The 26,873-nt window shown below is 69.5% G+C and carries 27 protein-coding genes; 10 read left to right on the plus strand and 17 right to left on the minus strand.

From position 1 onward, the window contains the following. Window positions 1–20: 20 nt before the first annotated feature. From hemA to CBQ26_RS02175, 9 genes are all read right to left on the minus strand, one after another. Window positions 21–1,118 (minus strand): glutamyl-tRNA reductase, encoded by a 1,098-nt coding sequence (gene hemA, locus CBQ26_RS02135; protein ID WP_088246962.1) that lies wholly within the window; start codon window positions 1,116–1,118, stop codon window positions 21–23. Then, complete coding sequence (locus CBQ26_RS02140) at window positions 1,115–1,675, minus strand: precorrin-2 dehydrogenase/sirohydrochlorin ferrochelatase family protein (protein ID WP_229844120.1); 561 nt, start codon at window positions 1,673–1,675, stop codon at window positions 1,115–1,117. The genes hemA and CBQ26_RS02140 overlap by 4 nt, the downstream gene beginning before the upstream one ends. 85 nt (window positions 1,676–1,760) lie before the next feature. After that, window positions 1,761–3,293, minus strand: coding sequence for a uroporphyrinogen-III C-methyltransferase (gene cobA / locus CBQ26_RS02145; RefSeq protein ID WP_088246964.1), 1,533 nt, complete (start codon window positions 3,291–3,293; stop codon window positions 1,761–1,763). 9 nt (window positions 3,294–3,302) lie between these two features. After that, the gene (locus CBQ26_RS02150; RefSeq protein ID WP_088246965.1) at window positions 3,303–3,959 is read right to left on the minus strand and encodes a hypothetical protein; all 657 of its coding nucleotides are present in this window, start codon (window positions 3,957–3,959) and stop codon (window positions 3,303–3,305) included. A gap of 306 nt (window positions 3,960–4,265) precedes the next feature. Beyond that, on the minus strand, window positions 4,266–4,547 hold the full coding sequence (locus CBQ26_RS02155) for a hypothetical protein (RefSeq protein ID WP_055363170.1): 282 nt from the start codon (window positions 4,545–4,547) through the stop codon (window positions 4,266–4,268). 103 nt (window positions 4,548–4,650) lie between these two features. Continuing rightward, window positions 4,651–5,544 carry a P1 family peptidase gene (locus CBQ26_RS02160; protein WP_088246966.1) on the minus strand — a complete coding sequence of 298 codons (894 nt, stop codon included), beginning with the start codon at window positions 5,542–5,544 and terminating at the stop codon, window positions 4,651–4,653. A gap of 122 nt (window positions 5,545–5,666) precedes the next feature. Next, window positions 5,667–6,683 carry a TerC family protein gene (locus CBQ26_RS02165; RefSeq protein WP_088246967.1) on the minus strand — a complete coding sequence of 339 codons (1,017 nt, stop codon included), beginning with the start codon at window positions 6,681–6,683 and terminating at the stop codon, window positions 5,667–5,669. A gap of 289 nt (window positions 6,684–6,972) precedes the next feature. Next, on the minus strand, window positions 6,973–7,641 hold the full coding sequence (locus CBQ26_RS02170) for a response regulator transcription factor (protein WP_088246968.1): 669 nt from the start codon (window positions 7,639–7,641) through the stop codon (window positions 6,973–6,975). 219 nt (window positions 7,642–7,860) lie between these two features. Next, the gene (locus CBQ26_RS02175) at window positions 7,861–8,169 is read right to left on the minus strand and encodes a hypothetical protein (protein ID WP_088246969.1); all 309 of its coding nucleotides are present in this window, start codon (window positions 8,167–8,169) and stop codon (window positions 7,861–7,863) included. A gap of 74 nt (window positions 8,170–8,243) precedes the next feature. On the opposite strand from CBQ26_RS02175, the gene CBQ26_RS02180 reads away from it, so the two are divergent. From CBQ26_RS02180 to CBQ26_RS02195, 4 genes are all read left to right on the plus strand, one after another. Continuing rightward, window positions 8,244–9,221: an alpha/beta fold hydrolase gene (locus tag CBQ26_RS02180; RefSeq protein WP_373297139.1), complete on the plus strand. Its 978-nt coding sequence runs from the start codon at window positions 8,244–8,246 to the stop codon at window positions 9,219–9,221. 58 nt (window positions 9,222–9,279) lie between these two features. Continuing rightward, window positions 9,280–10,317 carry a sugar phosphate nucleotidyltransferase gene (locus tag CBQ26_RS02185; protein ID WP_088246971.1) on the plus strand — a complete coding sequence of 346 codons (1,038 nt, stop codon included), beginning with the start codon at window positions 9,280–9,282 and terminating at the stop codon, window positions 10,315–10,317. A 144-nt stretch (window positions 10,318–10,461) separates the two neighbouring features. Further along, window positions 10,462–10,650, plus strand: coding sequence for a hypothetical protein (locus CBQ26_RS02190; RefSeq protein WP_088246972.1), 189 nt, complete (start codon window positions 10,462–10,464; stop codon window positions 10,648–10,650). 123 nt (window positions 10,651–10,773) lie between these two features. Then, window positions 10,774–11,502, plus strand: a complete 729-nt coding sequence (locus tag CBQ26_RS02195) for a YebC/PmpR family DNA-binding transcriptional regulator (protein ID WP_088247046.1) — start codon at window positions 10,774–10,776, stop codon at window positions 11,500–11,502. A gap of 74 nt (window positions 11,503–11,576) precedes the next feature. Here the strand turns inward: CBQ26_RS02195 and CBQ26_RS02200 are convergent, their stop codons facing one another. Continuing rightward, window positions 11,577–13,076, minus strand: a complete 1,500-nt coding sequence (locus tag CBQ26_RS02200; protein WP_088246973.1) for an amidohydrolase — start codon at window positions 13,074–13,076, stop codon at window positions 11,577–11,579. Window positions 13,077–13,228: 152 nt separating this feature from the next. Between CBQ26_RS02200 and CBQ26_RS02205 the strand changes: the two genes are divergently transcribed. The 5 genes from CBQ26_RS02205 to CBQ26_RS02225 all read left to right on the plus strand — a co-directional run bounded on the left by CBQ26_RS02205 (window position 13,229) and on the right by CBQ26_RS02225 (window position 21,126). Continuing rightward, window positions 13,229–14,263, plus strand: a complete 1,035-nt coding sequence (locus CBQ26_RS02205; protein WP_088246974.1) for an AfsR/SARP family transcriptional regulator — start codon at window positions 13,229–13,231, stop codon at window positions 14,261–14,263. A gap of 104 nt (window positions 14,264–14,367) precedes the next feature. Next, window positions 14,368–16,233 carry a glucosaminidase domain-containing protein gene (locus CBQ26_RS02210; RefSeq protein ID WP_143341944.1) on the plus strand — a complete coding sequence of 622 codons (1,866 nt, stop codon included), beginning with the start codon at window positions 14,368–14,370 and terminating at the stop codon, window positions 16,231–16,233. Beyond that, on the plus strand, window positions 16,234–16,863 hold the full coding sequence (locus CBQ26_RS21210) for a hypothetical protein (RefSeq protein ID WP_143341946.1): 630 nt from the start codon (window positions 16,234–16,236) through the stop codon (window positions 16,861–16,863). Window positions 16,864–16,962: 99 nt separating this feature from the next. Continuing rightward, the gene (alaS, locus tag CBQ26_RS02220; RefSeq protein ID WP_088246976.1) at window positions 16,963–19,638 is read left to right on the plus strand and encodes an alanine--tRNA ligase; all 2,676 of its coding nucleotides are present in this window, start codon (window positions 16,963–16,965) and stop codon (window positions 19,636–19,638) included. A 93-nt stretch (window positions 19,639–19,731) separates the two neighbouring features. Beyond that, entirely contained in the window at window positions 19,732–21,126 is a 1,395-nt protein-coding gene (locus tag CBQ26_RS02225) for a serine hydrolase domain-containing protein (RefSeq protein WP_088246977.1), read from the plus strand. A gap of 173 nt (window positions 21,127–21,299) precedes the next feature. On the opposite strand, the gene CBQ26_RS02230 is transcribed toward CBQ26_RS02225, so the two are convergent. Genes CBQ26_RS02230 through CBQ26_RS21710 form a run of 4 tightly spaced genes read right to left on the minus strand, consistent with a single transcriptional unit; the run spans window position 21,300 to window position 23,068 of the window. Further along, window positions 21,300–21,872, minus strand: coding sequence for a hypothetical protein (locus tag CBQ26_RS02230; protein WP_088246978.1), 573 nt, complete (start codon window positions 21,870–21,872; stop codon window positions 21,300–21,302). Further along, the gene (locus CBQ26_RS02235) at window positions 21,869–22,435 is read right to left on the minus strand and encodes a class I SAM-dependent methyltransferase (protein WP_143341948.1); all 567 of its coding nucleotides are present in this window, start codon (window positions 22,433–22,435) and stop codon (window positions 21,869–21,871) included. The genes CBQ26_RS02230 and CBQ26_RS02235 overlap by 4 nt, the downstream gene beginning before the upstream one ends. Further along, complete coding sequence (locus CBQ26_RS02240; protein ID WP_088246979.1) at window positions 22,432–22,797, minus strand: MmcQ/YjbR family DNA-binding protein; 366 nt, start codon at window positions 22,795–22,797, stop codon at window positions 22,432–22,434. The genes CBQ26_RS02235 and CBQ26_RS02240 overlap by 4 nt, the downstream gene beginning before the upstream one ends. 16 nt (window positions 22,798–22,813) lie before the next feature. Continuing rightward, window positions 22,814–23,068, minus strand: coding sequence for a hypothetical protein (locus tag CBQ26_RS21710; RefSeq protein WP_088246980.1), 255 nt, complete (start codon window positions 23,066–23,068; stop codon window positions 22,814–22,816). A gap of 35 nt (window positions 23,069–23,103) precedes the next feature. Here CBQ26_RS21710 and CBQ26_RS02250 point away from each other — a divergent pair, with 35 nt between their 5' ends. After that, window positions 23,104–24,099: a metallophosphoesterase family protein gene (locus CBQ26_RS02250; protein WP_088246981.1), complete on the plus strand. Its 996-nt coding sequence runs from the start codon at window positions 23,104–23,106 to the stop codon at window positions 24,097–24,099. A gap of 61 nt (window positions 24,100–24,160) precedes the next feature. On the opposite strand, the gene CBQ26_RS02255 is transcribed toward CBQ26_RS02250, so the two are convergent. From CBQ26_RS02255 to CBQ26_RS02265, 3 genes are all read right to left on the minus strand, one after another. Continuing rightward, the gene (locus CBQ26_RS02255) at window positions 24,161–24,442 is read right to left on the minus strand and encodes a hypothetical protein (RefSeq protein ID WP_088246982.1); all 282 of its coding nucleotides are present in this window, start codon (window positions 24,440–24,442) and stop codon (window positions 24,161–24,163) included. Then, the gene (locus tag CBQ26_RS02260) at window positions 24,439–25,776 is read right to left on the minus strand and encodes an alpha/beta hydrolase family protein (RefSeq protein ID WP_088246983.1); all 1,338 of its coding nucleotides are present in this window, start codon (window positions 25,774–25,776) and stop codon (window positions 24,439–24,441) included. Before CBQ26_RS02260 ends, CBQ26_RS02255 begins: the two co-directional genes overlap by 4 nt. 199 nt (window positions 25,777–25,975) lie before the next feature. Then, window positions 25,976–26,836 carry a sulfurtransferase gene (locus tag CBQ26_RS02265; RefSeq protein ID WP_088246984.1) on the minus strand — a complete coding sequence of 287 codons (861 nt, stop codon included), beginning with the start codon at window positions 26,834–26,836 and terminating at the stop codon, window positions 25,976–25,978. Window positions 26,837–26,873: the final 37 nt, after the last annotated feature.

The raw sequence follows: 26,873 nt of genomic DNA on the forward strand, positions 1-26,873 counted from the left end.
CCATTCAATCGGAGTCCGTATCAGTCGCTGGCGAGGGCCAGGTCGCGCTGGCGTTGCCGGGCCTGACGGGTCAGGTGCCAGCGGCTCAGGTCGGCGGCGGCGTCACGGACGATGGCGTTCGCCTGCGGCAGCGCGGCGCGGCGGCTGTCCATGTTGCGGGCGACGATGCCGGTCAGGTCGTCGAGGTTGTGCAGGTGCGCGCCGGGCACGCCCGCGATGTCCGGGTCGAGGATGCGCGGCACGCTGATGTCGATCAGGAACATCGGGCGGCCCGGACGCTGCCGCAGCGCCTCGGCGACGCCCTCGCCGTGCAGGACGTAGTGGGGGGCGCCGCTGCTGGCGATCAGCACGTCCGCCTCGGGGAGGACCTCGTGCAGGTACTCGGCGGCGCAGGGGCGGCCCCCGAGTTTCTCGGCGAGCTGCCGGGCGCGTTCCACGGTGCGGTTCACGACGATGATGTCCTCGACCCCGGCGGCCCGCAGGTGCGTGAGGGTCAGTTCGGCCGTCTCCCCCGCCCCGATGATCAGGGCGGTCCGTCCGGACAGTCCGCCCAGCGCGGCCTGGGCAAGTTCCACGGCGGCGCTGGAGACGGACACGACCTTGTCGCTCATGCCGGTCTCGAAGCGCACGCGTTTGCCGGCGGCCAGAGCGCCCTGCGCGACCTTGTTCAGCAGGGTGCCGGTCAGACCGCGTTCGCGGGCGTCCATCCAGGCGCGCTTGACCTGCCCCTGAATCTGCGTCTCGCCGATCACGAGGCTGTCTAGGCCCGCCGCCACGCGGTACAGGTGCGTGACGGCCGCCTCGCCCCGGTGGACGTACAGGTGGTCGCCCAGCGCGTGCCCCCAGGCGCCCTCGAAGGCCGCGAGCGGGTCGCCGTCCAGGCCGGCCATGTAGACCTCGGTGCGGTTACAGGTGGACAGCAGCATGACTTCCTGCGCGTGGCGGCCCAGGTGGGCGAGCAGCGAGGCTTCCTCACCGGCGCGGACGGCGGCGCGTTCACGGACCTCGACGGGCGCGGTCTGGTGGTTCAGGCCGACGACCGCCACGTCGAGCGTGCCGGGGGTGGGGGCGCCCGTCACGGACAGGAAGGCGCGGGCAGTGGGGCAGGCCAGGGTCATGCGGGTACTCCTACGGCGCGGCGGATGTCCCGGCGCAGCGCGCCGAGGTCCGCCTGTCTCTGCGGTTCGGGAAGGGCGAGGGCCGCCTCGCGCCGCTCGGTCCAGGTGCCGAGCTGTTCGGGGGTGGGCAGCAGGTCGCGGGTGCGTTCGGTGAGCGCCTGCGCCAGCATCGGCAGTTCCCGGCCGGTGCTGACGGCAACCTGCACGCCCGCCCGTTCCGCCACGGCCGGGAAGCGCAGGTTGCCGCGCGTGGCGTCGCTGGCGTCGTTCACGAGCAGCCCCAGGTCCCGCGCGTCGCGGACGACCTGGGCGTTCACGCCGGCGTTGCTGGTGGCGGCCACGACGACGGCCGCGCCGCGCAGGTCGCCGCTGCGGTACGGGCGGGGCTGCCAGTCGGTGTCCAGGGCCGCCAGTTCGTCGCAGCGGTCCGGGGCGATGACCTGCACGCGCAGTCCGGCGTCCAGCAGGGTGCGGGTGCGGCGCAGGGCGACGGGGCCACCGCCGACCACGACAGCGCGCTCACCGTGCAGGTCGAGGAAGGCGGGCAGCAGGCTCATGGGGCGCAGCATAGCGCGGGCCGGGCGGGGCAGCCGTCCCCGACCGATCGGTCGGGAAGGCGACTGGGACGCCATGAAACGTGCCTCAGTCGGTAACAGCGGCGGCGGCGACGGCCTGTTCGGCCGCGTCGGCCAGGGCTTCCAGGCTGGCGGTGTGGGCCACGGTGATGTCCGTGAAGCCCGCCTCGCGCGCCGCGTCGGCCGTCTGGGGACCCATGGCCGCCACGCGCAGGTCCGTGCCGACCAGCGCCGCGAGGTGCCGGGCCGCGCTGCCGGAGGCCAGGGTCACGACCGCCGCGCCGCGCAGGCGGTCCATGGACAGGCTGTCGGGCCGGGCGGGTTCCGTGCGGTACAGCTCGGCGCGGGCGTAGGTCAGGCCGCGCGCCTCCAGGGCGCGTTGCAGGTCGGCTTCCGCGAGTTGCGAGGTTAGGTGCAGCAGCGTCTCGCCGGGCGCGGCGGGCAGTTCGGCGCCCAGGTGGCGGGCGCCGGGCGTGCCGGGCACGAAGTCGGCGCGCAGGCCCACCGCTTCGAGGCTGCGGGCGGTGCTGGGGCCGACCGCCGCGAGCTTCACGCCGGCCAGGTGGCGGGTGTCCAGGCCCAGGGCGTGCAGGTGCCCGATCAGGGTGGTGACGGCGTGGTTGCTCGTCAGCAGCAGCCAGCTCACGCCGCTCAGGTCGCGCAGACGCTCGTGCAGCGCGTCGGGTTGCGCGGTGGGCGCGAACTCGATCAGCGGGACTTCCAGCACGCCCGCGCCGCGCGCGCGCAGCAGGTCGCCCAGGCCGCTGGCGCCGCCGCGCGTGCGGGTCACGGCGACCGTCTGCCCGGTCAGCGGGCCGCCGAAGCCGGGGCGGGCGTCAAACCAGCGCAGGGTGTCGCGCAGGCGCACGACCTCGCCCACGACCGTCACGGCCGGGGCTTCCAGTCCGGCCTCGCGGACCACGTCGGCGATGGTGGCCAGGGTGCCGGTCACGGTCCGCTGGCGGGGCGTGCTGCCCCACTGGACGGTCGCGGCGGGCGTGTGCGGGTCGCGCCCGGCGCCAATCAGGTCGGCGGCGATCTGGTGCAGGTTCCGCACGCCCATCAGCAGGACCAGGGTATCCACGCCGGACAGGCGCTCGTAGTGCGCGCCGCCCTCCTGGGTGTTGCCGGTCAGGACCGCGAAGGACCGGGCGACCTCGCGGTGCGTGACGGGAATCCCGGCGTAGGCGGGCGCGGCGATGGCGCTGCTCACGCCGGGCACGATCTCGAACGGCACGCCGGCCAGGGCGCAGGCCTCGGCTTCCTCGCCGCCGCGCCCGAACACGAACACGTCCCCGCCCTTCAGCCGGGCGACGCGCTGCCCGCCGTTCGCCTGCGCCTGCTCCACGATCAGCGCGTTGATCTGCTCCTGGCTGATGTACTCGGAAAAGCCCTTCTTGCCCACGTAGATGGTCTGCGCGTCCGGCGCGTAGCGCAGCAGGTCCGGGTTGGCGAGGTAATCGAACAGCACCACGTCCGCCTCCATGAGCGCCTGCATGCCGCGCACGGTCAGCAGTCCCGGATCGCCGGGACCCGCCCCGATCAGGGACACGAAGGCGCGGGACGGTGCGGCGGGGGAAGCGGCGGGAGCGTCGGTCATGCCTACAGGCTAGCGGGCGGCAGGCGGGACATATGCGTACTCGCGGGTGCGGTGCTCCCGCGCGGCGACCTGCCCGCCACCCAGGCGGGCCGCGCCGGTCAGGACCGCCTCCCAGTTCAGGCGCTGGAACAGGTGCGCGGCGAGCAGGTACGCGGCCCGGTCCGGCCAGCTGGCGGCCCGCACGACCGTCTCGATCTCCAGGCGCAGCCGGCCGGGGCCGGTGTCCAGCGCGCGGAACGTGACGGTCCCGGCGTCGGCGTGCAGCCGCAGCGTGCGCAAGCACAGGCGGGTGGGGTCCATGACCTGCACCTGCACGCGCGCCCGGCGGGTCAGGGTCATCAGGATCCGCAGCCGCGTGCCGGGCCGGATGGGCGGCCCGCCCTGCGACGGCAGCGGCGCGTCCAGCCCACGGAACCACGCGGTGAACCTCGGCGCGAGGTCCGGCAGGCGCTGCCCGACGAGCGCCGTCACGGCCACCGCGTCCAGCACGGCGCCCTGCACGTCGGCGCGGTAGAGGCGGTGCGTGACCGGCCCCACCCCGTCCGGCAGGTCGGTGGGCCGCAGCGGATCGCGGGGGTTCTGGAGGTAGGCGGTGTACCCCAGCACCCCCGCGATCAGCCACAGCGGGCGCGGCAGCGACCGGACAGCGGAAAGGAGATGTCGCATACCGGTCAGTATTCGCGGCAGGGGCCGCCCCGCACCCCAGAGGAGACTGAAGGCATCTTCAGAAAGGCCGGGCGAGGGTGGGCGCGTGGTGGGTCGCACGGACCCGGATCGAGGGGTCCTGGCAGCCCCTGCGATCGGAGGCCGGATCATACGGACTCCGATTGAATGGGCTGCAAAGCCCGCTGGGTCCGAGCGGATGCGACTCGGAGAGCTGCCCCGCAGAGTGGGAGCAACACGCCCCTCCGGACGTGGAGCCGGCAGGGGCGGTGAAGTTCCGGATTGTTGGCGAAACAAACGGAGGCCGGATTAGTCGGCGGCGCTGGCGTGTTCGTGCGTCAGGTCCAGGTGGTGCGCGGACGTGTCGTGCAGGCCCGCGAAGCGCAGGTGCCGCTGGCAGATGAACCACATCTCGTCCCGGTCGTTCGGGAGGATGAAGTACGCGTCCGACGACTCGGACGGGTTGTACACGCCCAGCACCCGGTAGGCGCGGTCGGGGTTGAAGCCGCTCGACAGCGGGCGGGGCATGGGCGCACGCGGACCGTCGAGCTCGGCGATCCGCACGAACAGCTGAGGGTGAAAGGCGAGCATGCCCCAGAGTGACCCGCCGCGCACGGACAGAAACGGGTGAGGGAACACAAGGTCAAGGTTGGGCCAAGCCTGGATGGTCAGGCCCTCAAAGGCGCGGTCAGGTTCAGGCCGTTCGGGCCGCGCGCACGGCGTCCCGGACAGCGGCGCACACGGCCTCCTGCACGAGCGCGACGAGCAGCAGCGGGTCCGCCGGGGGCAGGGTGGCGGCGCTCAGGACGAAGGCGCTGTCGCCGTCCCAGGGCGTGTGGCTGGGGTGGATGACGCGGGCCAGCGCGGCCTGCGCGGCGTCCGCGAGGCGGCGGCACTCGCCCTTGCTCAGGGTGTGTTCGGTGACCACGGCGATCAGGGTGGTGTTCTGCACGTCGCCCGGCGTGAAGGCGGCGGCGCCCGGCCCGACGCCGGGACCGGCCAGCACGCCGCCCCGCTCGTCCAGCACGTCCCCGATGGGGTTCACGACCGCCAGCGCGCCCACCCGCACGCCGTGCCGTTCGATCAGGACGCTGCCCAGCCCGCCCGGCACGCCGCCCCCCAGGTACTTCCCGGCAGTCGCGCCGGTCCCGGCTCCGACCAGTCCGCGCGGGACCGGGTCGGCGCTGGCGGTGCGGGCGGCGTGTTCACCCTGCGCCTCGCCGGGGCGGATGTCGGCGCGGCCCACACCCAGGTCGTAGATCACGGCGGCCGGCACGAGCGGCACGCGCGCCCAGGGGGTCGGGTGCCCCACGCCGCGTTCCTCCAGCACCCGGACCACGCCGCCCGCCGCGCCCAGCCCGAAGGCGCTGCCGCCGGTCAGCAGCAGCGCGTGAATGCGTTCGATCTTCTTGTCGGTCGAGAGCAGCACGCCCTCGCGCGTGCCGGGGCTGGGTCCCAGGAACGACGCGGACGCCACGGCGCCCTCCGGGGGGCACAGGATCACGGTGCAGCCGGTGCGGGCCTCGGCGTGCGTCCAGTGGCCCACCAGGAAGCCCGGAACGCCGGTCAGGGTACGGTTCTCGCTCATGCGCCTCAGCAGAGCACAGGTCTTCTGGAAACGACAGGCCAGACACGACACACCCGGCACGACAGAGAGGCGCGCCGTGAACCAGAGTCACGGCGCGCCTGCGGGCGGGTGGGGGTGTGCGGTCAGCTCACGTCGGGGGTGGGGTCGTTGCGGGTGCGCCACAGGCTCAGCAGGACGCCGCCGCCGAGGATGCCGAGCGTGACGGTCAGGCTGATGGCCGGGTCGACCTTGCCGAAGAACTGCGCGTAGAAGATCTTCGCGCCGATGAACACCAGCACCAGCGCCAGCGCGGGCTTGAGGGCCTCGAAACGGTGGACCATGGCGGCCAGCGCGAAGTACAGGGCGCGCAGACCCAGGATGGCGAAGATGTTACTGGTGTACACGATGAACGGGTCCTGCGTGATGGCGAAGATGGCGGGAATGCTGTCCACGGCGAAGATCACGTCGGCGAATTCCACGACCAGCAGGGCCAGCAGCAGCGGCGTGGCGTGCAGGCGCAGGCGGCCGGTCGCGTCGGGCAGGCGGGTCAGGAACTTCTGGCCGTCCAGTCTGGGGCTGATGGGCAGGAAGCGGCGCAGGAAGCGCACGGCGGGGTGGTTGGCCATGTCCGGGGCCTCGTCGTCGCCGCCGCGCAGCAGTTTCACGCCGGTCAGCAGCAGGAACGCGCCGAAGATCCACATGATCCAGTCGAACTGAGTGACGAGCGCGGTGCCCAGGCCGATCATCAGGCCGCGCAGGACGATCACGCCCAGGATGCCCCAGAACAGCACGCGGTGCTGGAGGTGGCGGGGAATGGCGAACGACGCGAAGATCACGCTGATCACGAACACGTTATCGAGGGCCAGCGCCTTTTCCAGCGCGAAACCGGTCAGGTACGCCATGCCGCTGGCCGGTCCCAGCGTGGCCCACACCCACCCGCCGAAGGCCAGCGCCACGGCGATGTAGAAGGCACTCAGTTTGAGGCTGCTGCCGATCCCGATGACCTGATCTTCGGCGGCCACGCCGGCGGCGTCGGCGCGGCGGCGGCGCAGGCGGTCCAGGATCCCGAGGTCGAAGGCGAGCAGGGCGACGACGAGGGTGATGAAGACCAGCCACATCCAGGTGGGTTGGCCGAGCCAGGGGGTCATGAGTGCGTCCACGGTGTTCCTCCGGTGGGCGCGGCGCGTGACGGTGGGTGACTGGCGGGAGCGTCATGCCTGTAACGGCAGAAAAACGCCCGGCAGAAACCACGGTTCGCACCGCGTTCCTGCCGGGTCTCTGCCTTTGCTGCTCCTGACCGGGAAACCCTTGGTTTCCGTATTGACGATCAGGCGCTCCCTGCCGGAGCAGGGCGGCGTACTCCCCCGGATTGGTGTTCAGTATCCCGGACGGCTACGCCGCGCGGGTGAGAACTGCGTGAACCCCTGCCGGGGGTCCACGGTGGGCCGTTCAGGGCGTCTTGAGGGCGTACCCGATGCCGCGCACAGTGCGGATGATGCCGTACCCGTCGAGGTCGCGCAGCTTGGCGCGCATGTTCGCCATGTGGACGTCCACGACGTTGCTGTTGCTGGGCAGCTCGCCGTTCCAGACTTCACGCTCGATCTCCTGGCGGGAGTACACGCGGCCCGGCTGGCGCGCCAGGAAGGTCAGCAGGTCGAACTCCTTGGGCGACAGGCGCACCTCGTGGCCGTTGTAGTGGCACAGGCGCTTCTGCGGGTGGATCTCCAGCGGCCCGATGGAGATGACCTCGCCGTGCTGCTGGTGCCGGAGCTGCACCTTCACGCGGGCCACGAGTTCCTCGGGGTGGAAGGGCTTGGTCATGTAGTCGTCCGCGCCGGCCTCCAGCAGGTTCACCTTGCGGTCCACGGCGTCCATGGCGGTCAGGATGATGATCGGCACGCTGCTGGTCTTGCGCAGGCGGCGAGCGATCTCGGCGCCGTCGAAGTCCGGCAGGCCCAGGTCCAGGATCACCAGATCGGGGTTGCTCTCGCGGGCGCTGGTCAGGCCGGTCACGCCGTCCGGCGCGGCCAGCACCCGGTACCCGGCCTGTTCGAGTTCGTACTGCACGACGCGGGTGATGTCCGGGTTGTCTTCAATAAGTAGGATGCGTTGCTCCATAGCTGCCTTTTCGTCTCCTCATCCCTGGGGTGTTGTGCGGTCCGGCCGAGCAGGGTCAGTGCGGACGGTGACGGGGAAAGCTCCCGTGCGGATGCGGGTGCACCTGGTTCCGGCCCATCGTAGGGGTCCGGACCGCCGCGTGGGGCCGAAGTGCGGTTTATGGTCCCTTAACAGCCGCTCCCGCCGGGACGGCCGGGAGGGAAGGCACGTCCGGAGGCGTCAGGCGGGTCCGGGCACGATCACGTCGTCCACCTGCACCCCGTGGCGCAGCAGCAGCGTTTTCAGGCGTTGCGTGGCCGCGACCGCCAGCGCCTGATCCGCCGGCTGGAACACCAGCGTCAGGCGGGCGGCCGCGCCGGGCCGGGGTTCCTGCGCCTGCACCTGAAGGGGGCGGCGGAAGGTCGGGTCGCGCAGCAGGTCCCGCAGGATGCGGGTGAAGGTCAGTTCGTCCACGCCGCCCAGCGTGAACGCGATGCCCAGCGGCGCGGGATCGCCGGTCGTTCCGGCGCCGGACAGCGGATCGGTCATGCGCGGCAGCGTAGCGCACCCCCGGTCCGAACCGTGCCGCCCACCGCTGCGGGGTCCGGGCGGCGCCGACTAGAATGCCCGGCATGACCGACCTGCCGCCGTCCGACACTGCGCCCGACGACCTTCTGCCCGACGACTTCGGCCCGGAGGGCGGGGATCAGGTGTACCTGGAACACCTGAACGGCGCGGACCTGTACTTCGAGGTGACGGGCGACCCGGCCGCCGGGGAGGCCCCGGTGGTGTTCCTGCACGGCGGGCCCGGTTACAACAGTTACTCGTTCCAGGCGGCGTTCGGGGACCGCCTGCCGCGCGCCACCGTGTTCCTGGATCAGCGCGGCTGCGGGCGCAGCGGACCGCTGGAGGATACCGAGCAGGGCGCCGACACCCTGGACCTCGACACGCTGGTCGGTGACCTGGACGCCGTGCGCGACTTCCTGGGCGCCGCGCAGATCGTGCCGCTCGGACACGGCTTCGGGGCGCTGATCGCGCTGGAGTACGCGCGCCGCCACCCGACCCGCACCGCCCGCGTGATCGCCGTGAACCCCTGGGTGCACTACCCGGACCTGGCGCGCACCCTGCTGGAGGAAGCCAGCGCGCGGCGCGGCACGCCCATGGACGACCCGGCCGGGCGGGTGCAGGCCGACACGCCCGAGGGGCAGCACGCCCCGGTCGGCGCGGCCCGCATCGAGGCGGCCTTCGAGCTGCTGAACGCCCGTGACCTGCTGAACGCCCTGCAGTTCCGCGACAGCCCCACCCGGATGCGTCTGGAGTTCCTGGACACCGAGGGGCAGCTCGTGGGCGGCGCCGAGATGCAGGAAGCGCTCGTGAACCAGGGCCTGTGGGAATTCGAGTACCCGCCGTTCCTGGCCGAGATCCGCCGCCCGGTGTTCGTGATCAGCGGCGCGCACGACCGCACCAGCTACCCCGAACAGGTGCAGTGGGTCGCGGACCTCGCCGACGCGGACGTGACGGTGCTCGACGCGGCGCACTACCCCTGGCTGGACGACGAGGACGCCTTCGCGCAGGCGCTGGAAGACGCCCTGACCCGCTGAGGCCCGCGCCCTTCTCAGATTCGCTCACGGACCGGCCCGTATACTCGCGTGTGATCTCATGAAAGGTCTGATTCTCGCCGCCGGGCGCGGCAGCCGCCTGCTTCCCATCAGCGCGACCCGCGCCAAGCACGCCGTTCCCGTGGCGGGCGTCCCGATCATCGCGCGGGCCGTGCAGTCCCTGCGGGACGCCGGTATCCACGACATCGGCATTGTGTGCAGTCCGTCCAGCGAGACGGACCTGCGCGACGCCACGCAGCACAGCGGCCACCTGACCTTCATCCGGCAACGCGAGGCGCTCGGCACCGGGCACGCCGTCCTGAGCGCCCGCGCCTTCCTGGAACGGGAACCGACCCTGCTGTACCTCGGGGACAACCTCTTCGAGGACCGCCTGACGCCCCTGATCGGCACGCTGCGCGACGCGGACGCCGTGGTCGGCGTCAAGCAGGTCCCGAACCCGCAGGCGTACGGCGTGGCCGTCGTGAAGAACGGCCGCCTGCTGCGCCTCGTGGAGAAACCCCGCAAACCCGAGAGCAACCTCGCGGCGTGCGGCGTGTTCAGCTTCCGCCCCGCGCTGCTGGAATACGTGCAGGACCTGCTGCCCAGCGACCGGGGCGAGATCGAGTTCCCGCAGGCCCTGGGCGCCCTGATGGCCGCCGGCGGACAGGTCCGCGCCGTGGAATTCACGGGCTTCTGGAGCGACGCCGGCGCGCCCGACGACCTGCTGAGCGCCAACCTGCACTTCCTGTCACACCTGCAACCCCGCATCGAGGGCCGCGTGGAACGCAGCGTCGTGAACGGCCCGGTCGTGATCGAGGCGGGCGCCGCCGTCGAGGACAGCGTCATCACCGGCCCCGTCTGGATCGGCCCGCACGCCCTGGTGCGCGGCGCGACCATCGGACCGGGCGTCAGCATCGGCGCGCACGCCCGCGTGGACAGCGCCCGCGTTCACGCCACCCTGATCGACGACTTCGCGCGCATCCTGCACCCCACCCAGCCCATCGTCCGCAGCCTGATCGGCCGCCACGCCCTGGTCACCGCGCCCAGCGACACCGGCCTCCAGATGGTCATCGGGGACCGCAGCGTCATGCGCATGTGAGGGTGGCTGATGGCCGATGGCACATGGCTGATGGCGTGCGGAAGCCCCCGCAAACACCCCCGGTGGAGCCGCAGCAGCCGAGGCTCAACGCGCCTCCATGCGACACACACCCGCCCGCCCCACGCCCGGCCTACGCTGACCGGTATGACCCAACGCGACGGGCAGGACGGCGGGCAACGGGCAGACACCGCAGCTTCCGGCGGCGAGGTCCTGATCAGCGGACTGGACACCGGCCCACGCAGCCGGGACCGGGAGAACCTCTCCCCCACCAGCGCCCAGGCGCGCCTGCACCCCTGGCGACCTAACGAGGAACCCACCGACGAGGACGGCTGAACCCACGACCAGCCCCGGTCCTCCCACCGGACCCCGCGCCCCGCTGCGCTAGAATGCTCCCCGCACGCGCCCCCGCCCCCCAGGGACCCGGTGGGCGCAGTTTCACGTCAAGGAGTGTTCAACATGGCCGGTCACAGCAAATGGTCGCAGATCAAGCGCAAGAAAGGCGCGAACGACAAGAAACGCAGCGCGATGTACTCCAAGCACATCCGCGCCATTCAGGCCGCCGTCCGCTCTGGCGGCAGCGGCGACCCCAGCGGCAACCTCAGCCTGAAAAACGCCATCGCCGCCGCCAAGAGCGACACGGTCCCGGTCGACAACATCGAGAACGCCATCAAACGCGCCGTCGGGGCCGGTGAAGGCGCCGCCGAATTCAAGGAAGTCACGTACGAAGGCTACGGGCCCGGCGGGACCGCCATCCTGATCGAGGCACTCACCGACAACGTGAACCGCACCGTCGCCGACATCCGCGCCGTGTTCAACAAACGCGGCGGCAGCCTCGGCACCAGCGGCTCCGTGGCGTGGCAGTTCGAGAAGAAAGGCGTGATCCTGCTGACCGACACCAGCGAACAGGTGCAGGAAACCGCCATCGAACACGGTGCCGAGGACATCCAGGAATCCGAGGAAGGTCTGGCCATCAGCACCGGCCCGAACGACCTGTACGCCGTGCAGGACGCCCTGATCGCCGCCGGATTCAGCATCGAGAACGCCCAGGTGGACATGGTCCCCAGCAACACCGTCGCCGTCGCCGGTGACGACGCCCGCAAACTGCTCGTCCTGATCGACGCCCTCGAAGAACTCGACGACGTGCAGAACGTCTACAGCAACGCCGACCTCCCCGACGAGGAATAAAGGTCGATAGTTGAAGGGTGATGGTTGATGGAGGACACACCCTCTATCAACCATCAACTGTTGACCATCAACTCTTACAGCACCAGGGCCTGGGCGTTGCCGCCGAGGCGGTCCCAGAGGGTGAAGGCGGCGCGGGCGCCGGGGCGGATGATGCCCTCGTCGTCCCAGCCGGCGGCGAGGGCGGGGCCGCGCGTGTGGGCGTGCAGGACGTCGAGTTCGGTCAGGGCCTGTTCGGGTGCGAGGCGCGCTCCGCTGTCGTCCACGCGGGTGATGGCGGCGGCGAAGTTCGCGCGGTACTCGGGCGGGGCGACCGGGGCGTCGCTGCCGAACGCGAGGACCGCCCCGGCGTCCTTCAGGGACCGGAAGGCGTAACTGAGGCCCTCCAGGTGCGGCATGAGGTCGCGGATCATGGGGCCGTCCGCCTGGAGGTGGATGGGCTGCACGCTGGCGGTCAGGCCCCGGAAGCGCGGGACGTCCTCGGGGCGCAGGTGCTGGGCGTGCTCGACGCGCAGGCGGATGCCGCGCGCCCCGGCGTGGGGGCGCAGGCGGTCGTAGGCGTTCAGGACCTCGGTGTTCGCGCGGTCCCCGATGGCGTGCGTGACCGGGGTCAGGCCCAGTTCGATGGCCTCGCGGCCCAGGTCCGCGATCAGGTCCGGCGGGTCCAGCGGCATGCCGGTGCCGGAGCCGTCCGCGAAGCCGGGCGCGTGGAGCCACGCGGTGCGGCTGCCGAGCGCGCCGTCCGCGAAGAACTTCACCCCGCCCCACTGGAACAGGCCGCCGGGCGTGCGGGCCAGTCCCAGCGCGCGGGCGTGCCCGAGGCGGTCGTGCGGCAGGCACGCCCACACCCGCAGCGGCAACTCGCCGCGCTGCGCCAGCGTCTGGAGGGCGCGGGGCGCCTCGACCGGCTCGAAGGCCATGGTGTGCGCGCTCACGTACCCGCGCGCGGCCAGATCGTCCGCCCCGGCGCGGGCCGCCGCGAGGTACTGCGCCTCGGTCGGGACCGGAATGGCCCGCGCAACCAGATCCGAGGCGTGCTCCAGCAGGCACCCCAGGGGCCGCACGATCCGCCCGCCCTCCGGGTCCGGCGTGCCGTCGTGAATGCCCGCCAGTCGCAGGGCGGCGCTGTTTGCCCAGCTCAGGTGCAGGTCCCGCGAGTACAGCAGCACCGGATGGTGCGGGCTGACCTCGTCCAGCAGCGCCGCCGACGGGTACCCACTCAGACCCAGTTCCGACAACAGGAAACCCCCGCCGCGAATCCAGGTGCCGGGCGGCGTGTTCATCACGCGCTGCGCCACGCGCGCCTGCACCTCCGCGACACTGCGCGCCCCGTGCAGCGGCACCTCGGACAGCGAGAACCCGTGGGTGACGAGGTGGATGTGCGCCTCCGCCAGCCCCGGCGTCAGCAGCAGGTCCCGGTGATCGAGCACCTGCGCGCGCGGCGCCAGCGCCCCCACCTCCTCGCGCGACCCGGCCGCCAGGACGCGCCCACCACCCACCAGCACCGCCTGCGCCTCCGGCCGGGCGTCGTCGAGGGTCAGGGTCAGGGCGTGAATCACGGTCAGCGGCTGCGTCATGCCCGACAGCCTACGGCACCGGCCCCCGCACCCGCCCCGCACGCCCGGAACGCCGCGCCCGCGCGTCCATCCAGTCAAAACACCCACCTGCCGGGTGTAACGCGCCCCGCCTGCGCCCCCAGGTGGCCCGCCGTCCTGTTAAACTGAGCGGCATGCCCCGCATCCTCGTGGTGGACGACGACTCTGCCATCCTCAAACTCGTCAGCGTGATCCTCTCCCGCGCCGGGCACGAGGTGCGCACCAGCACCCATCCCGTCGAAGCCCTCGACCTGCTGAAAGTGTTCACGCCGGACCTCGTCATCAGCGACGTGGTCATGCCGTACATGACCGGCCTGGAATTCCTGGAGAAACTCCGCGCGCACGAGCAGCTGTCCGCCATTCCCTTCATGCTGCTCTCCAGCCACGCCGAACGCGGCGACGTGCGGCGCGGCATGAACCTCGGCGCAGACGACTACCTGCCCAAACCCTTCACGCCGCAGGACCTGACCACCGCCATCGACGCCCGGCTGCGCCGCGCCGGCCTGACCCTCCAGGGCGAAAGCGGCATGCAGGCCAAAGGCCTGGGCACCGCGCAGGTCGTGTGGAAAGGCAGCGCCGTGTCCTGGGTCAGCCGCAAGGCCCTCGAACTGTTCTTCTACCTGCTGGAACACAAGGAAGTCACCAGCTGGGAAGCCGCCGAAGCCCTCTGGCCCGAGAAGGACGAGGCGCGCGCCAGCAGCCTGTTCCACACCACCCTGCACCGCCTGCGCCGCAGCCTGAGCAACGAAGCGGTCGTCAGCGCCAACCGCCGCTACGCCCTGGCCAGCGACCTGAACCCCGAATACGACGTGCAACGCTTCGAACTGCTCGCCGCGCAGGCCGAACAGGGCAGCCTGGGCCTCGAGGAACTCCGCGAACTCGTCACGCAGTACGGCCACTACCTCCCCGGCACCGACAGCCCCTGGGCCGACGACGTCCGCGCCCGCCTGGAACAGAAGCAACTCAGCCTGCTCGGCGTCGCCGCCCGCGCCGCCACCGAAGCCGGCCGAGACCGCGACGCCGCGCAATTCCACCAGCGCGCCCTGGCCATCGACCCCATGAGCGAACCCGACTGGCAGGGCCTCGCCCGCGCCCTCGACACCATCGGCGACCCCCGCGCCCGCCTCGCCGCGCAACGCGAAGCGTGGTGGGCCGTCGACCTCGACTGAAACACCCCCCAGAGAACAGGCCCGGCCGCCCACGCGCCGGGCCTGCCTCATTTGCACCGCGCCACCCCTGGACCACCCGGTACGCTAGGTGAACCGGAGGTCACATGTTCGATACCAGAGAGCCAAAGACCGGCCCAGGCCCATCACCCAAGCCCAAAACCCCCACTCCCACCACACCACCCCGCCCGCTCAAAGCCAACCAGCAACGCTGGGAACGCACGTTCCGGGGCGCGGCCAAAGGCGTCACCTTCCAGCTGCGCATCATCCGCCGACCCGACGGCCACCTCACCGCCCGCTATCAGGCCACCCCCGGCAAAGGCAGCGGCTGGCACCTTGAAGGACAACTCCGCGACGACAACACCTTCACCCTGAAAGGCACCGAGAACAACGCCGAATTTCAGGGAAAAATCAGCCCCGACGGAAAAACTGTGACCAGCAGTTTCAAGAACCAGACTTTATCTGGATCATTTCAAGCTCCAAGTCTGACCCTTTCAGCTATTCCAGTTTCACTTCCTCCGACGCGCATTCTTATAACGGGTGCGACTCAGACACCTTCCGTTGAAAATGCAAAAAACGCTGCCCACACGGCACGCATAGAGAGATCCGAGGTCTCCCAAAGTGTAATTAGTGCCCTTAATTCTTCAACTTACACACCAAAAACGATGGTCAAGAAGGATAGGCATGAGGTATTTTTTAATATTGTTAAATCATTCCGGAGCTTAGGAGTTCCACATCCCGAGCTTATTGCTGCGCAGTGGGCCACCGAGTCTAGCTGGGGAAAATCACATTCAGGAAAAAATAATGTATTTGGGATCAAGGAATTTGACCCAACCAAGCCCAGAACATTCGCCCCAACGAAGGAGTGGGATCCGAATCTCCAGAAATTAGTTGAGAAAGCCGAGCCTTTTGCCGACTATAAGGACTACGCAGACGCATTTATAGCTCGCGCAAATTTCACAATTGACAATCCGCGATATGCCAAAGCGGGATATTTTGAGGCCAAAAATTTGAAAGAGGCCGCTTATGCTATCGACAGAGCTGGATATGCCAATACAGGCGATCCCGGATCATATGCAGAAAGCCTAATTTCAATTATGGTAGGGTGCGGAATTGACGTCGAGAAGACTGCGACTATCGCCGTGGCCCCTCCCCAACCACAATTATCAGCTGAAGGCAATAGAGTCGCACAGTCCTCAGTGTCTCCAGATCAGCTGGATAGACTCATTAATCTCAAGTCGTATAAAAAAATTTATACTATAAAGGAAATAAACTTAGCCCGCTCACTGATATCCAAGATACAAGATGATAAGCTTAAAGGCGACTTGTTTGAAATACTCCAAACTAAAGTACCCTATCGTAATCAAAGGAACAATCAATCTATCGGTCTACAATCAGACCGCTGGACATATAAAGGCCGAGATGGGAAAACTCATTGGGCAGTGTATACCGGCAAGCCTATCGGCGACATAATGTGCAATTTGACCTCCCTAGCAATGGTTCTGGAAACGCTGGGGATCGAGAATCCCTCCAGTGGCCAATATGAAGACTTTTTAGAGAATGTAAGACGCAAAAATAGCTTGTCACCCAGAACAACTGAAGGTGGATGGGCAGGCGTCGCACGCCAACTTAGAGCAAGGAAGACAATGCACAAAGAAAAATTCAGAGGAGATTATACTGAGTGGAAAGAGGAAATTCTGCCGTACATAAGAAATGGCAATGGGGTTATGATGAGCCTGAACGGCCATATAGTCAGATTGCAATCCGTCGCAGAACACGGAATCACCGTAGACGACCCCTACGGAAGATTACCCAGTCTTTTAAATTATAGCCCTAACAATGTAACAGGAAGCTATAAAGGAAATTTAAATGGCAAAACCAAGGAAACGGGAGTCGGCGAAGACACGATTTTTCCATGGATTCAGGTCAGTAAGTTTACTTTTCACTGGATTGCCGCATTTGAGAGGAGTTGAATGAAAATACTTACCATTAGCCTTGCCGTCCTATCCTATTTTTCATTTGCCACCTCAGTCGGCATAGACTCCGCATGGCAAAATCTACCAATAAGCGCGTTACCCGCTCTTAAATATGATCCTGAAGTAAAAAAACTGCAATCTTTAACATTATCAGCAAGAAAAAAATTTTTGATGAGCGAAAGCAACATGGTAGATCGCAAAAACCAGTACGCAATTCTTAGCTTAGATGAGGGTGGTTACCTAGAATTAACCGTCTGGAACGGGAAGGGCGGAACTGGTGCGGTGGGGTTGAACCGCTACCGTGGAGATGAGGATGCGCAGGCGTTGTATCTGTTCGATTCTGCGTTCAAGTTGCGGAACGTCACGGGTGTGCTGCGGGTCGCTCCGGCGGAGGCAGCAGCGTTCTACAAAAAGATCACGGGCGTCAGCCCGAAAGGGCCAGTACGGACGGCAGTGAACCTGCCGAGGTTCGGAACGAGCATCGTCATCTCGCTGAAACCGGATGATGAGCGACTGCTAGCGAAGTGCACGGTGGTGGCGAACAACGATTACACCTGTGGGGACCGGCTGGACGTGCTGAAGCTGGTGTGGACGGGGTCCGGGTTCCGGCGGGTGCCGCTGCGGTAAGGCGCCTGTGCCGTTGGGGGGTGTGCTGGCCGGCAGGAGCTTCTCTGTCCTGGGGCGTGTGGCGTGGCTCTCCGGGGTGGGCGCGCTAGACTTTGCGGTATGACTGGTCCGCTTTCTACCGCACAGATTCGCGAGAAGTACCTGCAGTTCTTCGAGAGTAAGGGGCATCTGCGTCTGCCGAGTTACAGCACGGTCGCGCCGGACCCGACGACGCTGTTCACGGTGGCGGGCATGCAGCCGTTCAAGGAGCAGTTCATGGGCGCGCCGGCCGTGTTCGATGGGGTGGCGAACAAGCGCGTGACGACGGCACAGAAGTGCCTGCGGATCGGGGATATCGAGAACGTGGGGCGGACGCTGCGGCACTGCTCGCTGCTGGAGATGCTGGGGAACTTCTCTTTCGGGGATTACTTCAAGCAGGAGTCGCTGACGTGGGCGTGGGAGTTCCTGACCAGCCCGGAGTGGCTGGGGCTGGACCGCGCGCGGCTGTACGTGACGATCTACGAGGAGGACGAGGAGGCGTTCCGCATCTGGACCGAGGTGAACGGGCTGCCGGCCGATCACATTCTGCGGTTCGGGGCGGATGAGAACTTCTGGCCGGCGGACGCGCCGAAGGAGGGTCCGAACGGGCCGTGCGGGCCGTGCAGCGAGATCTTCTATGACCGCGGGCCGAAGTACGGGAACGACACCTGGGCGGAGTACGCCGATACGCGTGAGAGTGCGCGGTTCCTGGAGATCTGGAACAACGTGTTCCCTCAGTTCGACCGTCAGGACCCGCTGCCGGACGGCACGCCGGTCCTGAAGGACCTGCCGTTCAAGAACATCGATACCGGCATGGGCCTGGAGCGCATCGCGACGGTGGTGCAGGACGTGTACGACTTCTACAGCAACGACGTGTTCGCGCCGATCGTGGCGAAGGTCGCCGAGATGAGTGGGCAGGCGTACGAGGGGCCGCAGAGCGTGTCCCACCGCGTGGTGGCCGAGCACATCCGCTCGGTGAGCATGGTGATCGCGGACGGGAGCGTGCCCAGCAACACGGGGCGCGGGTACGTGGTCCGCAAGATCCTGCGCCGCGCCTGCCGTCACGCGTACCTGCTGGGCCTGCGCGAGCCGAGCCTGTTCAAGCTCGTGCCGATCGTGGTGGACCGCATGGGCGACGCGTACCCGGAACTGCGCGAGAATCAGGCGAAGGTCGAGGCGACCGTGCGGGCCGAGGAGGAGAGCTTCCTGCGGACGCTGGAGGGCGGCATTCAGCGCCTGGGCAAGCTGCTGAGCGGCATGGAGAGGGGCGCGACCCTGTCTGGCAACGACGCGTTCGTGCTGTACGACACGTACGGGTTCCCGGTGGACCTGACGAAGGAGATCGCCGAGGAGTACGGGATCACGGTGGATGAGGCCGGGTACGCGGAGAGCCTGGAGAACGCGCAGAACCTCGCGCGGGCGGGCAGCAAGTACGGGAAGAGCGAACTGTTCGGCGGGAATATGGAGGCGCTGGACGGCCTCTCCCCCACTGTGTTCGTCGGGTATGACGACCTGCAGGCGGACGGCGAGGTCGTGGCGCTGGTCGGGGCGGGCGAGCGCCTGAAGCACCTGCCGGCCGGGTCGGAGGCGACGGTGGTGCTGTCCCGCACGCCGTTCTACGCCGAGGGCGGCGGCGAGGTGGGCGACACCGGGCGCATCGAGTGGGATGGGGGCGCCGGTGTGGTGCGCGACACCCGCAAGACGCCGCAGGGCGTGTTCCTGCACGACGTGCTGATCGAGTCCGGCGAGCTGAAGGAGGGCCTGAGCGTGCGCGCGGTCGTGTCCGGCGAGCGGCAGGCCATCCAGCGGCACCACACCGCCACGCACCTGCTGCAGTCCGCGCTGCGGGCCGTGCTGGGAAGCGGCGTGCAGCAAAAGGGCTCGCTGGTGGCGGCCGACCGGCTGCGCTTCGACTTCTCGCACGGCGCGGCGATGACAGCCGATGAGATCGCGGCCGTGGAGGCCCTGGTGAGCCGCTGGATCAGTGCGAACTTCGCGGTCACGTGGCAGGAGATGCCCATCGCGGACGCCAAGGCGGCGGGCGCGACCGCGCTGTTCGGCGAGAAGTACGGCGAGACGGTCCGCGTGGTCCGCGTGGGCGGCAGCGTGGAGTACGCCGGGCAGACCGTCAGCTCCATGGAACTGTGCGGCGGCGCGCACGTGACCCGCACCGGCGACATCGGCGCGTTCGTGATCCTGAGTGACGAGAACGTGGCCGCCGGGGTGCGCCGCGTGGAAGCCCTGGCGGGCGAGCAGGCCACCGCGTGGGTGCGCGAGCGCCTGAACGCCGCTGCGCGGGCCGCCGCGCTGCTGAACACCAGCCCCGACGGCCTGGAGGCCCGCGTGACCGGCCTGCAGACGCAACTGAAGGCCGCCGAGAAGGAAACGGCCGCCGTGCGCCGCCAGCTGGCCGAGGCGCAGATGGGCGGCGGGGCCGGCGGGGCCGCGCAGACCCGCGAGCTGGGCGGGTTCAAGGTCGCCACGCTGAAACTGGCGGGCATCGAGGGCAACGACCTGCGCGCCGCCGCCGACAAACTGCTCGACCAGAGCGGCGCGGACATGGTCGTCCTGGCCGGCGACAAGGGACTGGTCGTCAAGGCCACCAAGGACGCCGTGACGCGCGGCGCGCACGCCGGGCAACTGATCGGCAAGCTCGCCGCGGCGGGCGGCGGCAAGGGCGGCGGCCGCCCCGACATGGCCCAAGCGGGCGTGACGGATGCGGACGCGGCGCTGGGGGCGCTGGACACGGCATTCTGAACCTGTCCGTATGATCGGGTGGGGGCGTCCTGGGCTGACCGGGGCGCCCCCGCCTCCGTGCGGTCCGGGGGCGGGGCGCGCTACCCTCGCCTCATGCCTCTTCTTGATGCGGTGCGCGCCCTGGCCCCCTACCTGCCGTCCTGGCTGGAGTTCCAGCGGGATCTGGCGCGGGTGCCGGGCGTGCAGGTGGCGGTGCGGGTGGGTGGGGAACTGGTGGCGTCGTTCGCGCTGGGCGTGGCGAACGAGGCGACGGGCGAGCGGCTCACGCCGGGGCACCTGTTCCGGATCGCGTCGCACTCGAAGACGTTCACGGCGACGGCGGTCTTTCAGCTGATCGAGGCCGGGATCGTGCGGCTGGACGACCCGGCCGGGCACTGGCTACCGGAACTGGAGGGCTCGCCGGCCGCGTCCATGACGGTGCGGGAACTGCTGGGGCACCAGTCCGGCATCAACCGGGATGGGGCGGACAGCGATTACTGGCAGCAGCTTCAGCCTTTCCCGGACCGGGCGGCGCTGCTGGACCTGTGCCGCGCGCCGGAGGTATTCGCGCCGAACACGCATTTCAAGTACTCGAACATGGGGTACTCGCTGCTGGGCCTGATCGTCGAGGCGGCCAGCCGGGAGTCGTACGGGGACTTCGTGGCGGCGCACATCACGGGGCCGCTGGGGCTGCGGAACCTGGGGCCGGAACTCCCGGCGGCGCGCGAGGCGGAACTGGCGGCGGGGCACAGTGGGCGGCTGGCGGGGAACGACGCGCGGCGGGTGCTGCCGTCCAGCGACACGCGGGCCATGGCGGCCGCGACGGGCTTCTACGGCACGGCGGAGGACGTGACGGCGTACCTGTCGGCGCACGCGCCGGGCCGCCCGGAGCTGCTGTCGGACCGGTCGAAACGGCTGATGCAGCGCCGGGAATCGGAGGTCACGCGCCCGTCGCGGCGCTGGTACGGACTGGGTTTCATTCTGGACGAGGTGAACGGGCGGACGCTGGTGGGGCATTCGGGCGGCTTTCCGGGGCACATCACGCAGTCGTGGCTGGACCCGCAGTCGGGCCTGTCGGTGTCGGTCCTGACGAACTGCCTGGGTGGCCCGGCGACCGAGTGGGCCACGAACCTCGTGCGGCTGATCGATCTGGCCGCCAAGACCCCCACGAAGGCCGAGGCGGACGCGCCGGACACCGACCTGGACAGCTTCACGGGCCGCTTTGCGACCGACTGGGGTGTGTTCGACGTGGTGAACCTGGGGGGCCGCCTCGTGTCGCTGGTGCCGCAGGGCGACCCGGCCCTGAGCGTCACGGAACTGACCGTGCTGGCCGCCGACACGCTAAAGCCCGCGCCGGAAGCGGGATTCGGCGCGGTGGGCGAGACTTACCACTACCAGCGGGACGGGGCCGGTCAGGTCGAGTGGGTCCGGCAGGGCGGCGGGCGGGCGTGGCCGGTCGCGGCGTACCGGGCGCGGGTGGGCCTGCCACCCCTCCCCTCCCTGGGCTGACTGCCGGGGGCTGCGTCATACGGACTCGGATTGAATGGCTTGCAAAGACATTCAATCCGAGCGGATGCGACTCGTAGAGCTGCCCCGCAGAGTGGGAGAGAAACGCCCCTCCGGACGTGGAGTTGGCAGATCGGTGGTGTTCCGATCTGTTAACGAAACAAACGGAATCCGTATCAGGGTTGCCGGTCCGGCCAGGCGTCCCCCGCCAGCCGGATCAGGGCCACCTGTCCGGCCGCGAACCACGCGCACAGCAGCGTCACGAGCAGGCCCAGCCCCACGCCCAGCCCCGTCAGGCGGCGTTGCAGGGTCTGCACACGCGCCTGCCACTCGGTCACGCTGCGCCGCGCGTCGGTCAGGGTGGGCAGCGGCGGGCGGCCGCGCAGGTCCGTTTCCCACTGGCGGGCCAGGGTCACGCCGGCCTCCAGCGTGGCGGGCGGAATGAACGCGTCCAGCAGTGGCGTGCGCTGCGCCGCCTCGGCCAGGGTACGCAGGGTGCGGGCGGCGTCCCGCGTTTCCGGGCGGCCCAGCAGGTCCAGCGGGGCCAGGGTCGTCTGCGTGTCCGCCAGTTGCCGGTCCAGGGTGGCCAGGGACTGCCCGGCACCGGTCAGGGCCGCGCGGGCCGGGGCCAGGGTCAGCCACACGCCCAGCCACGCCCCGACCGTCAGGAGGGCCGCCAGCCACAGGCCGGTGACGCCCAGTCGCCGCAGCGCGCGGCGTCGGCGGACCCCGCTGCCCGGCGCGGTCACGCGGTCGCCGGGGGCCTGTGGCAGTCGAGGATCAGGCTACTGAACCCCGGTGCGCCCACACCTGCCCGGAACGCGGCATTGCGGTGATCGAGGTGGCGGCTGCGATAGACCGGGCCGTCCAGCACGTCCCAGTCCGCGTGGTGGAAGGTGTGGTCCGCGTCCCACCATTCCAGGGGCCGCACGTCGAAACCCGCCTGGGTGAACACGGGCGTCAGGGTGGCCAGCGTGTACAGCACCCGGTGGTCGTGCGCGAGGCCGGGGCCGTTCACGGCGACCAGCGCCTGATACGCCGGGTCCGGGTGGTGTCCGTCCGGCACGGCGACCCGCAGCCGCCCGCCCGGCTTCAGGTACGTGTAGACCAGCCGGGCGGCGCGTTCGCCTTCCTCCACGGTCAGGTGCTCCCAGACGTGCTCGCACAGGAACGCGTCGGCCCGCCGGTCCCCGAAGTACGCGGCAAAACTGGCAGGTTCCAGCAGGTCCAGGTCGGCCTGCTGGGTGGGCATCCAGCCGTCCCAGCACTGCTCTCCGGCGCCGATCATGACCCGCAGCGGCGCGGGCGTCACAGATTCAGCTCGGCGCGCTGCGCCCGCGTCATGCCACGCACGACGAGCGCGTGGCTGCCCACGATCAGTTCGCGCAGCAGTCCGTCCGGCACGCGGCCGTCCAGGGTAACGGTGATCCAGTGGCGTTTGTTCAGGTGGTAACCGGGCGTGACCGCCGGGAACGCGGCGCGCAGTTCCTCGCCGCGTTCCGGCGTGACCTTCAGCGATACCGTGACCGGGTCGCCCTGCACGTCGGTCAGGGCGTACATTTTCGCGCCCGCCCCGCCCACCTTGAAGACCAGGGTGGTCATATCGAACGGGAAGGTCTCATGCGAGTGCGGCAGCGCGGCGCACGCGGCCCGGAGTTCCGTGATGGACTGCATGGCCGCAGGATACCGGTCAGCTTTCCGTGTCCGGGTCGAGTCCCTCAGCGGTGTTCAGGGCCATGTTCGCCTCGGTCATGCTGGCGTCCGCGCCGCCCATCAGGGCCTCGACCTCACGGGCGCTCAGGGCGTCCCCGGAGGGCGCAGGCACCGCCGGGGCGGGCGGCAGGTCCGCCGGAGCGGGTCCCTGTTCGGCCGGGCGGTGTTCCGGCGTGGGGGTCGGGTGGGGGGCCAGGGTGGGGTTCAGGCTGGGGGCGTCGTCGGGGGTCATGCCCCAGGGTGCGCCCTGAGCGTCCGGGGCGGCTGATGATTTCCTCAAGAACCCGTGATGAACTGCCGGGCGTGCGCTCCCCTGCCCTGCCCCTGCTGCTGTTGCCGCTGCTGCTCTCGGCCGCCCCTGTTTCGCCTGCCGTGCCCGGTCCGGTGCGCGTGGCGATCCTCAGCGATTTCAACGGCGCGTACGGCAGCACCAGCTACCCGCCCGCGCTGGGCCGCAGCGTGGCGCGCATCGTGAACGACTGGCGGCCCGACGCGGTCCTGTCGGCTGGTGACGTGATCGCCGGGCAGAAGGCTTCCCTGACGGACGCGCAGGTGCGGGCCATGTGGGTGGCGTTCGACCGGGATGTGCGCGTTCCGCTGAACCGCGCCGGGATTCCGTTCGCGTTCACGCCCGGCAACCACGACGCCTCGCTGCCCCGCGACCGCCGCGAGGCGCGCACGTACTGGCAGGCGCACCCGCCCGCGCTGACGTTCGTGGACCGCGCGGACTTCCCGTTTCGCAGCAGTTTCACGCTGGGCGGCGGGACGGTGTTCGTGGCGACCCTGGACGCGGCCGGGCCGGTCGTGGACGCCGGCCAGCGGGCGTGGCTGGCCGCGCAGCTCGCCTCGGCGCCCGCCCGCGCCGCCGGGATCCGGCTGGTCCTGGGGCACCTGCCGCTCGCGGGCGTCAGCGAGGGCAAGAACCGCGCCGGCGAGATCATCCGGGACGCCGGACCGCTGCGGCAGGTCATGCAGGACGGGCGGGTGCTGGCGTACGTCAGCGGGCATCACGCGGCGTACTACCCCGGACGGCTGGGCGGCCTGAACGTCCTCGCCAGCGGCGGCATCGGCGGGCGCGACTACGTGGGACACCCCGGCACGGCCCGCAGCACCCTCACCCTGCTGACCCTGCACCCCGCTGCGGGCCGCGCGACCTTCCAGACGGTGGACGCGGACACCGGCCAGCCCGTTCAGACCAACAGCCTGCCCGCCCGCCTGGACGGACTGGGCGGCCCGCTGAACCGCGTGAACGACTTCCGGTAAGGCAGGCGGCACGAGCACACCGCCCACCTCCACCCGGTCAGGGCAGGGGCGGGCGGGCGGTTCAGGTGCTGGGGCCGTCTCCGCGCAGGGCGAGCAGGTCCAGTTCCCACACGAGCGCGCCGGCCAGGGCGGGCGGCACGTCCGGGTGGGCGGCCACCGCCTCCATCAGCCCTTCGAGGGTGCCGAAGGTGCCCTCCAGCGGCGGGGCGTCCGGGCCGGTCACGCTGAACCGCACCTCGCCGCTGCTGAGCAGGTCCACCGTCAGCTGCCCGTCGCCGCTATGGACGCGGTTGAGGGTGCGGCGGACGGTGACCGGGGCGCCGGGCGCGCCTGCGGAGTTCACTGTGCGGGCATCAGGCGGTACAGTTCCATGCCGCGCGCGGTGCGGTTCTTGAAGCCTTTCCAGTAGGTGTCGTCGGCCTTGGGGGTGCCGTCGGCGTTGCGGCTGTACTTCGCGTTGTTGGAGACGGGGACCGGCACGTTCAGGTAGTCGGCGGCGCTCTGGTCGCCCTTGAGCTTCAGGTTCAGGAACGCCGTCACGAAGTGCTGGTTGAGGTTGTTCAGGCGGGCGCTGTCCCAGGCCGGTTCGGCGTAGTGCATGTACTCGTCGAAGTTGCCGTTCGTTTCGGGGGGCGCGGGGTTCGGCGCGACGTTGTGCAGGGCGTTCTGGTACACCAGCATGTACCGTTCGGCGTTCACGGCGTTCTCGAACAGCGGTTTGACGCCCCCCTCGTACCAGGACACGTCGTCGCGGTCGCCGACGATGAACAGGGTCGGCACCTTGAGGTTCTGGAGCCCGGCGTCCTCCCAGAAGCCGTACTTGCCGCCGAAGTTCACGCCGATGCCGCGCACGGCGGCGTCACCGCCCCAGGGGGCCATGGCGACGACGGCCTTGATGCGGGGGTCGGGCGTGTAGTTGCCGGCCTGCCGCTGGGCGAGCGCGCCGCCCGGCACGAGCGGCAGCATCTGCGGGCCGAACCCGGCGCCGGCGGCGTTCAGGGCGCCGTACCCGCCCATGGAGTACCCGACGATGGCGGTCTGGTCGGCGTTCACGACGCCGCTCAGGGGCGAGCCGCTGCCCGGCGCGCCCAGGCGGGCCATCTCGCTGATCACGAAGTTGTCATCGAGCGCGCGGTTCAGCAGGGTGCTGGCGAAGGCGGCGCGGTTGCCGTGGGTGCTGTCGGTGTGGTCGATGGCCGCCACGACGTAACCCTTGCTGGCGAGGTTCTCGGCGAGGTAGGTCATCAGGACGCGGCTGCCGGCGTACCCGTGCGAGAGGATCACGAGCGGGAACGCCTCGCCCTTAAGGGCCGGGGCGGAGCGGTGGGCGCGGCCACGCGTCAGGAAGGGTTTGTCGGGGGCGCTGCCCAGCACGTCGCTGTAGGTGGTCAGGCCGCTGCCGCTGCGGCCGGCGGTGGGGTACCAGACCTCGACGGTCAGGGGGCGGTCGTAGCGGGGCACGACGCCGTCCTTGGCTTTCACGATGTCCAGCTGGTCCGGGTTGACGAGGTTCAGGGTGCGGACGCCCACGGCGTACTGGCCGCGCGCGGCGAGTTCGGGGGCGTCGGGGCGCAGGTCGCCGGGAACGGACAGCGGCGCGCTGAACGAGGTGGGCTGGGCGTGGGCGGCGGGCGCGGCCAGCAGCAGCGCCAGGGCGAGGGTCAGGGTCTGTTTCATGGATCGGCCTCCACAGGCGGTCCGGGCGGGTCAGGCGATCTTCCCGACATGACGCGGACCGTCAACTGATTTGTGATTCAAAGCGCAGGATACTCTGTTCCTGCGGGGTCAGGCGGGCGTCAGGCGGCCCGCCTTCCGGACACGTCCAGACAACAAAAAACACCCCCGCGCAGGGCGGGGGGGGTGACAGGAGCGGCGCTCAGCTTTCGCTGTAGCTCTTCTCGATGGGCATGCCCACGGCGTTGCCCCACTCGGTCCAGCTGCCGTCGTAGTTACGGACGTTCGGGTAGCCCAGCAGTTCGCGCAGCACGAACCAGCTGTGGCTGCTGCGCTCGGCGATGCGGCAGTACGCGATGACGTCCTTGTCGGCCGTGACGCCCTCGCCCTCGTACAGGGCCTTGAGTTCCTCGGCGCTCTTGAAGGTGCCGTCCTCGTTGGTGGCCTTCGCCCAGGGAATGGAACGCGCGCCGGGAATGTGGCCGCCGCGCAGCACGCCTTCCTGCGGGTAGTTGGCCATGTGCGTGACCTTGCCGCTGAACTCATCGGGGCTGCGCACGTCGACCAGGGCGCCCTTGCCTTCCTGCACGGCGCTCAGGTGGGCCTTGACCTCGTCGCGGTAGGCGCGGAGGCTGTCGTCGCGGGTCAGGGCGGGGTACTCGGTGGCCTGCACGGTGGGGGCGTCGGTGGTCGTCTCGCGGCCCTCGGCCATCCACTTCTGGCGGCCGCCGTTCATGAGTTTCAGGTTCTTCACGCCGCTGTAGCTCAGGAACCAGTAGGCGTAGCTGGCCCACCAGTTGCTCTTGTCGCCGTACAGGATGATCTGGTCGTCGGCGCCGATGCCCAGGCGGCCCAGCAGGTCGCTGACCTTGTCGGGCGTGATGAAGTCACGTTCGACCGGGTGCCACAGGTCGGTCTGCCAGTCGAGTTTCACGGCGCCGGGGATGTGGCCGGTGTCGTACAGCAGGATGTCCTCGTCGACCTCGATCAGGCGGATGCCGGGGGTGTTCAGGTTCTGCGCGACCCAGTCGGTGCTGACCAGTACGTCTTTTGCGTATTCCATGTGGGGTGCCTCCTGTGGCGGGTGTGTCGGGTGACGC

It is taken from the genome of Deinococcus indicus (genome assembly GCF_002198095.1).
GTDB classification, from domain to species: Bacteria; Deinococcota; Deinococci; order Deinococcales; family Deinococcaceae; genus Deinococcus; species Deinococcus caeni.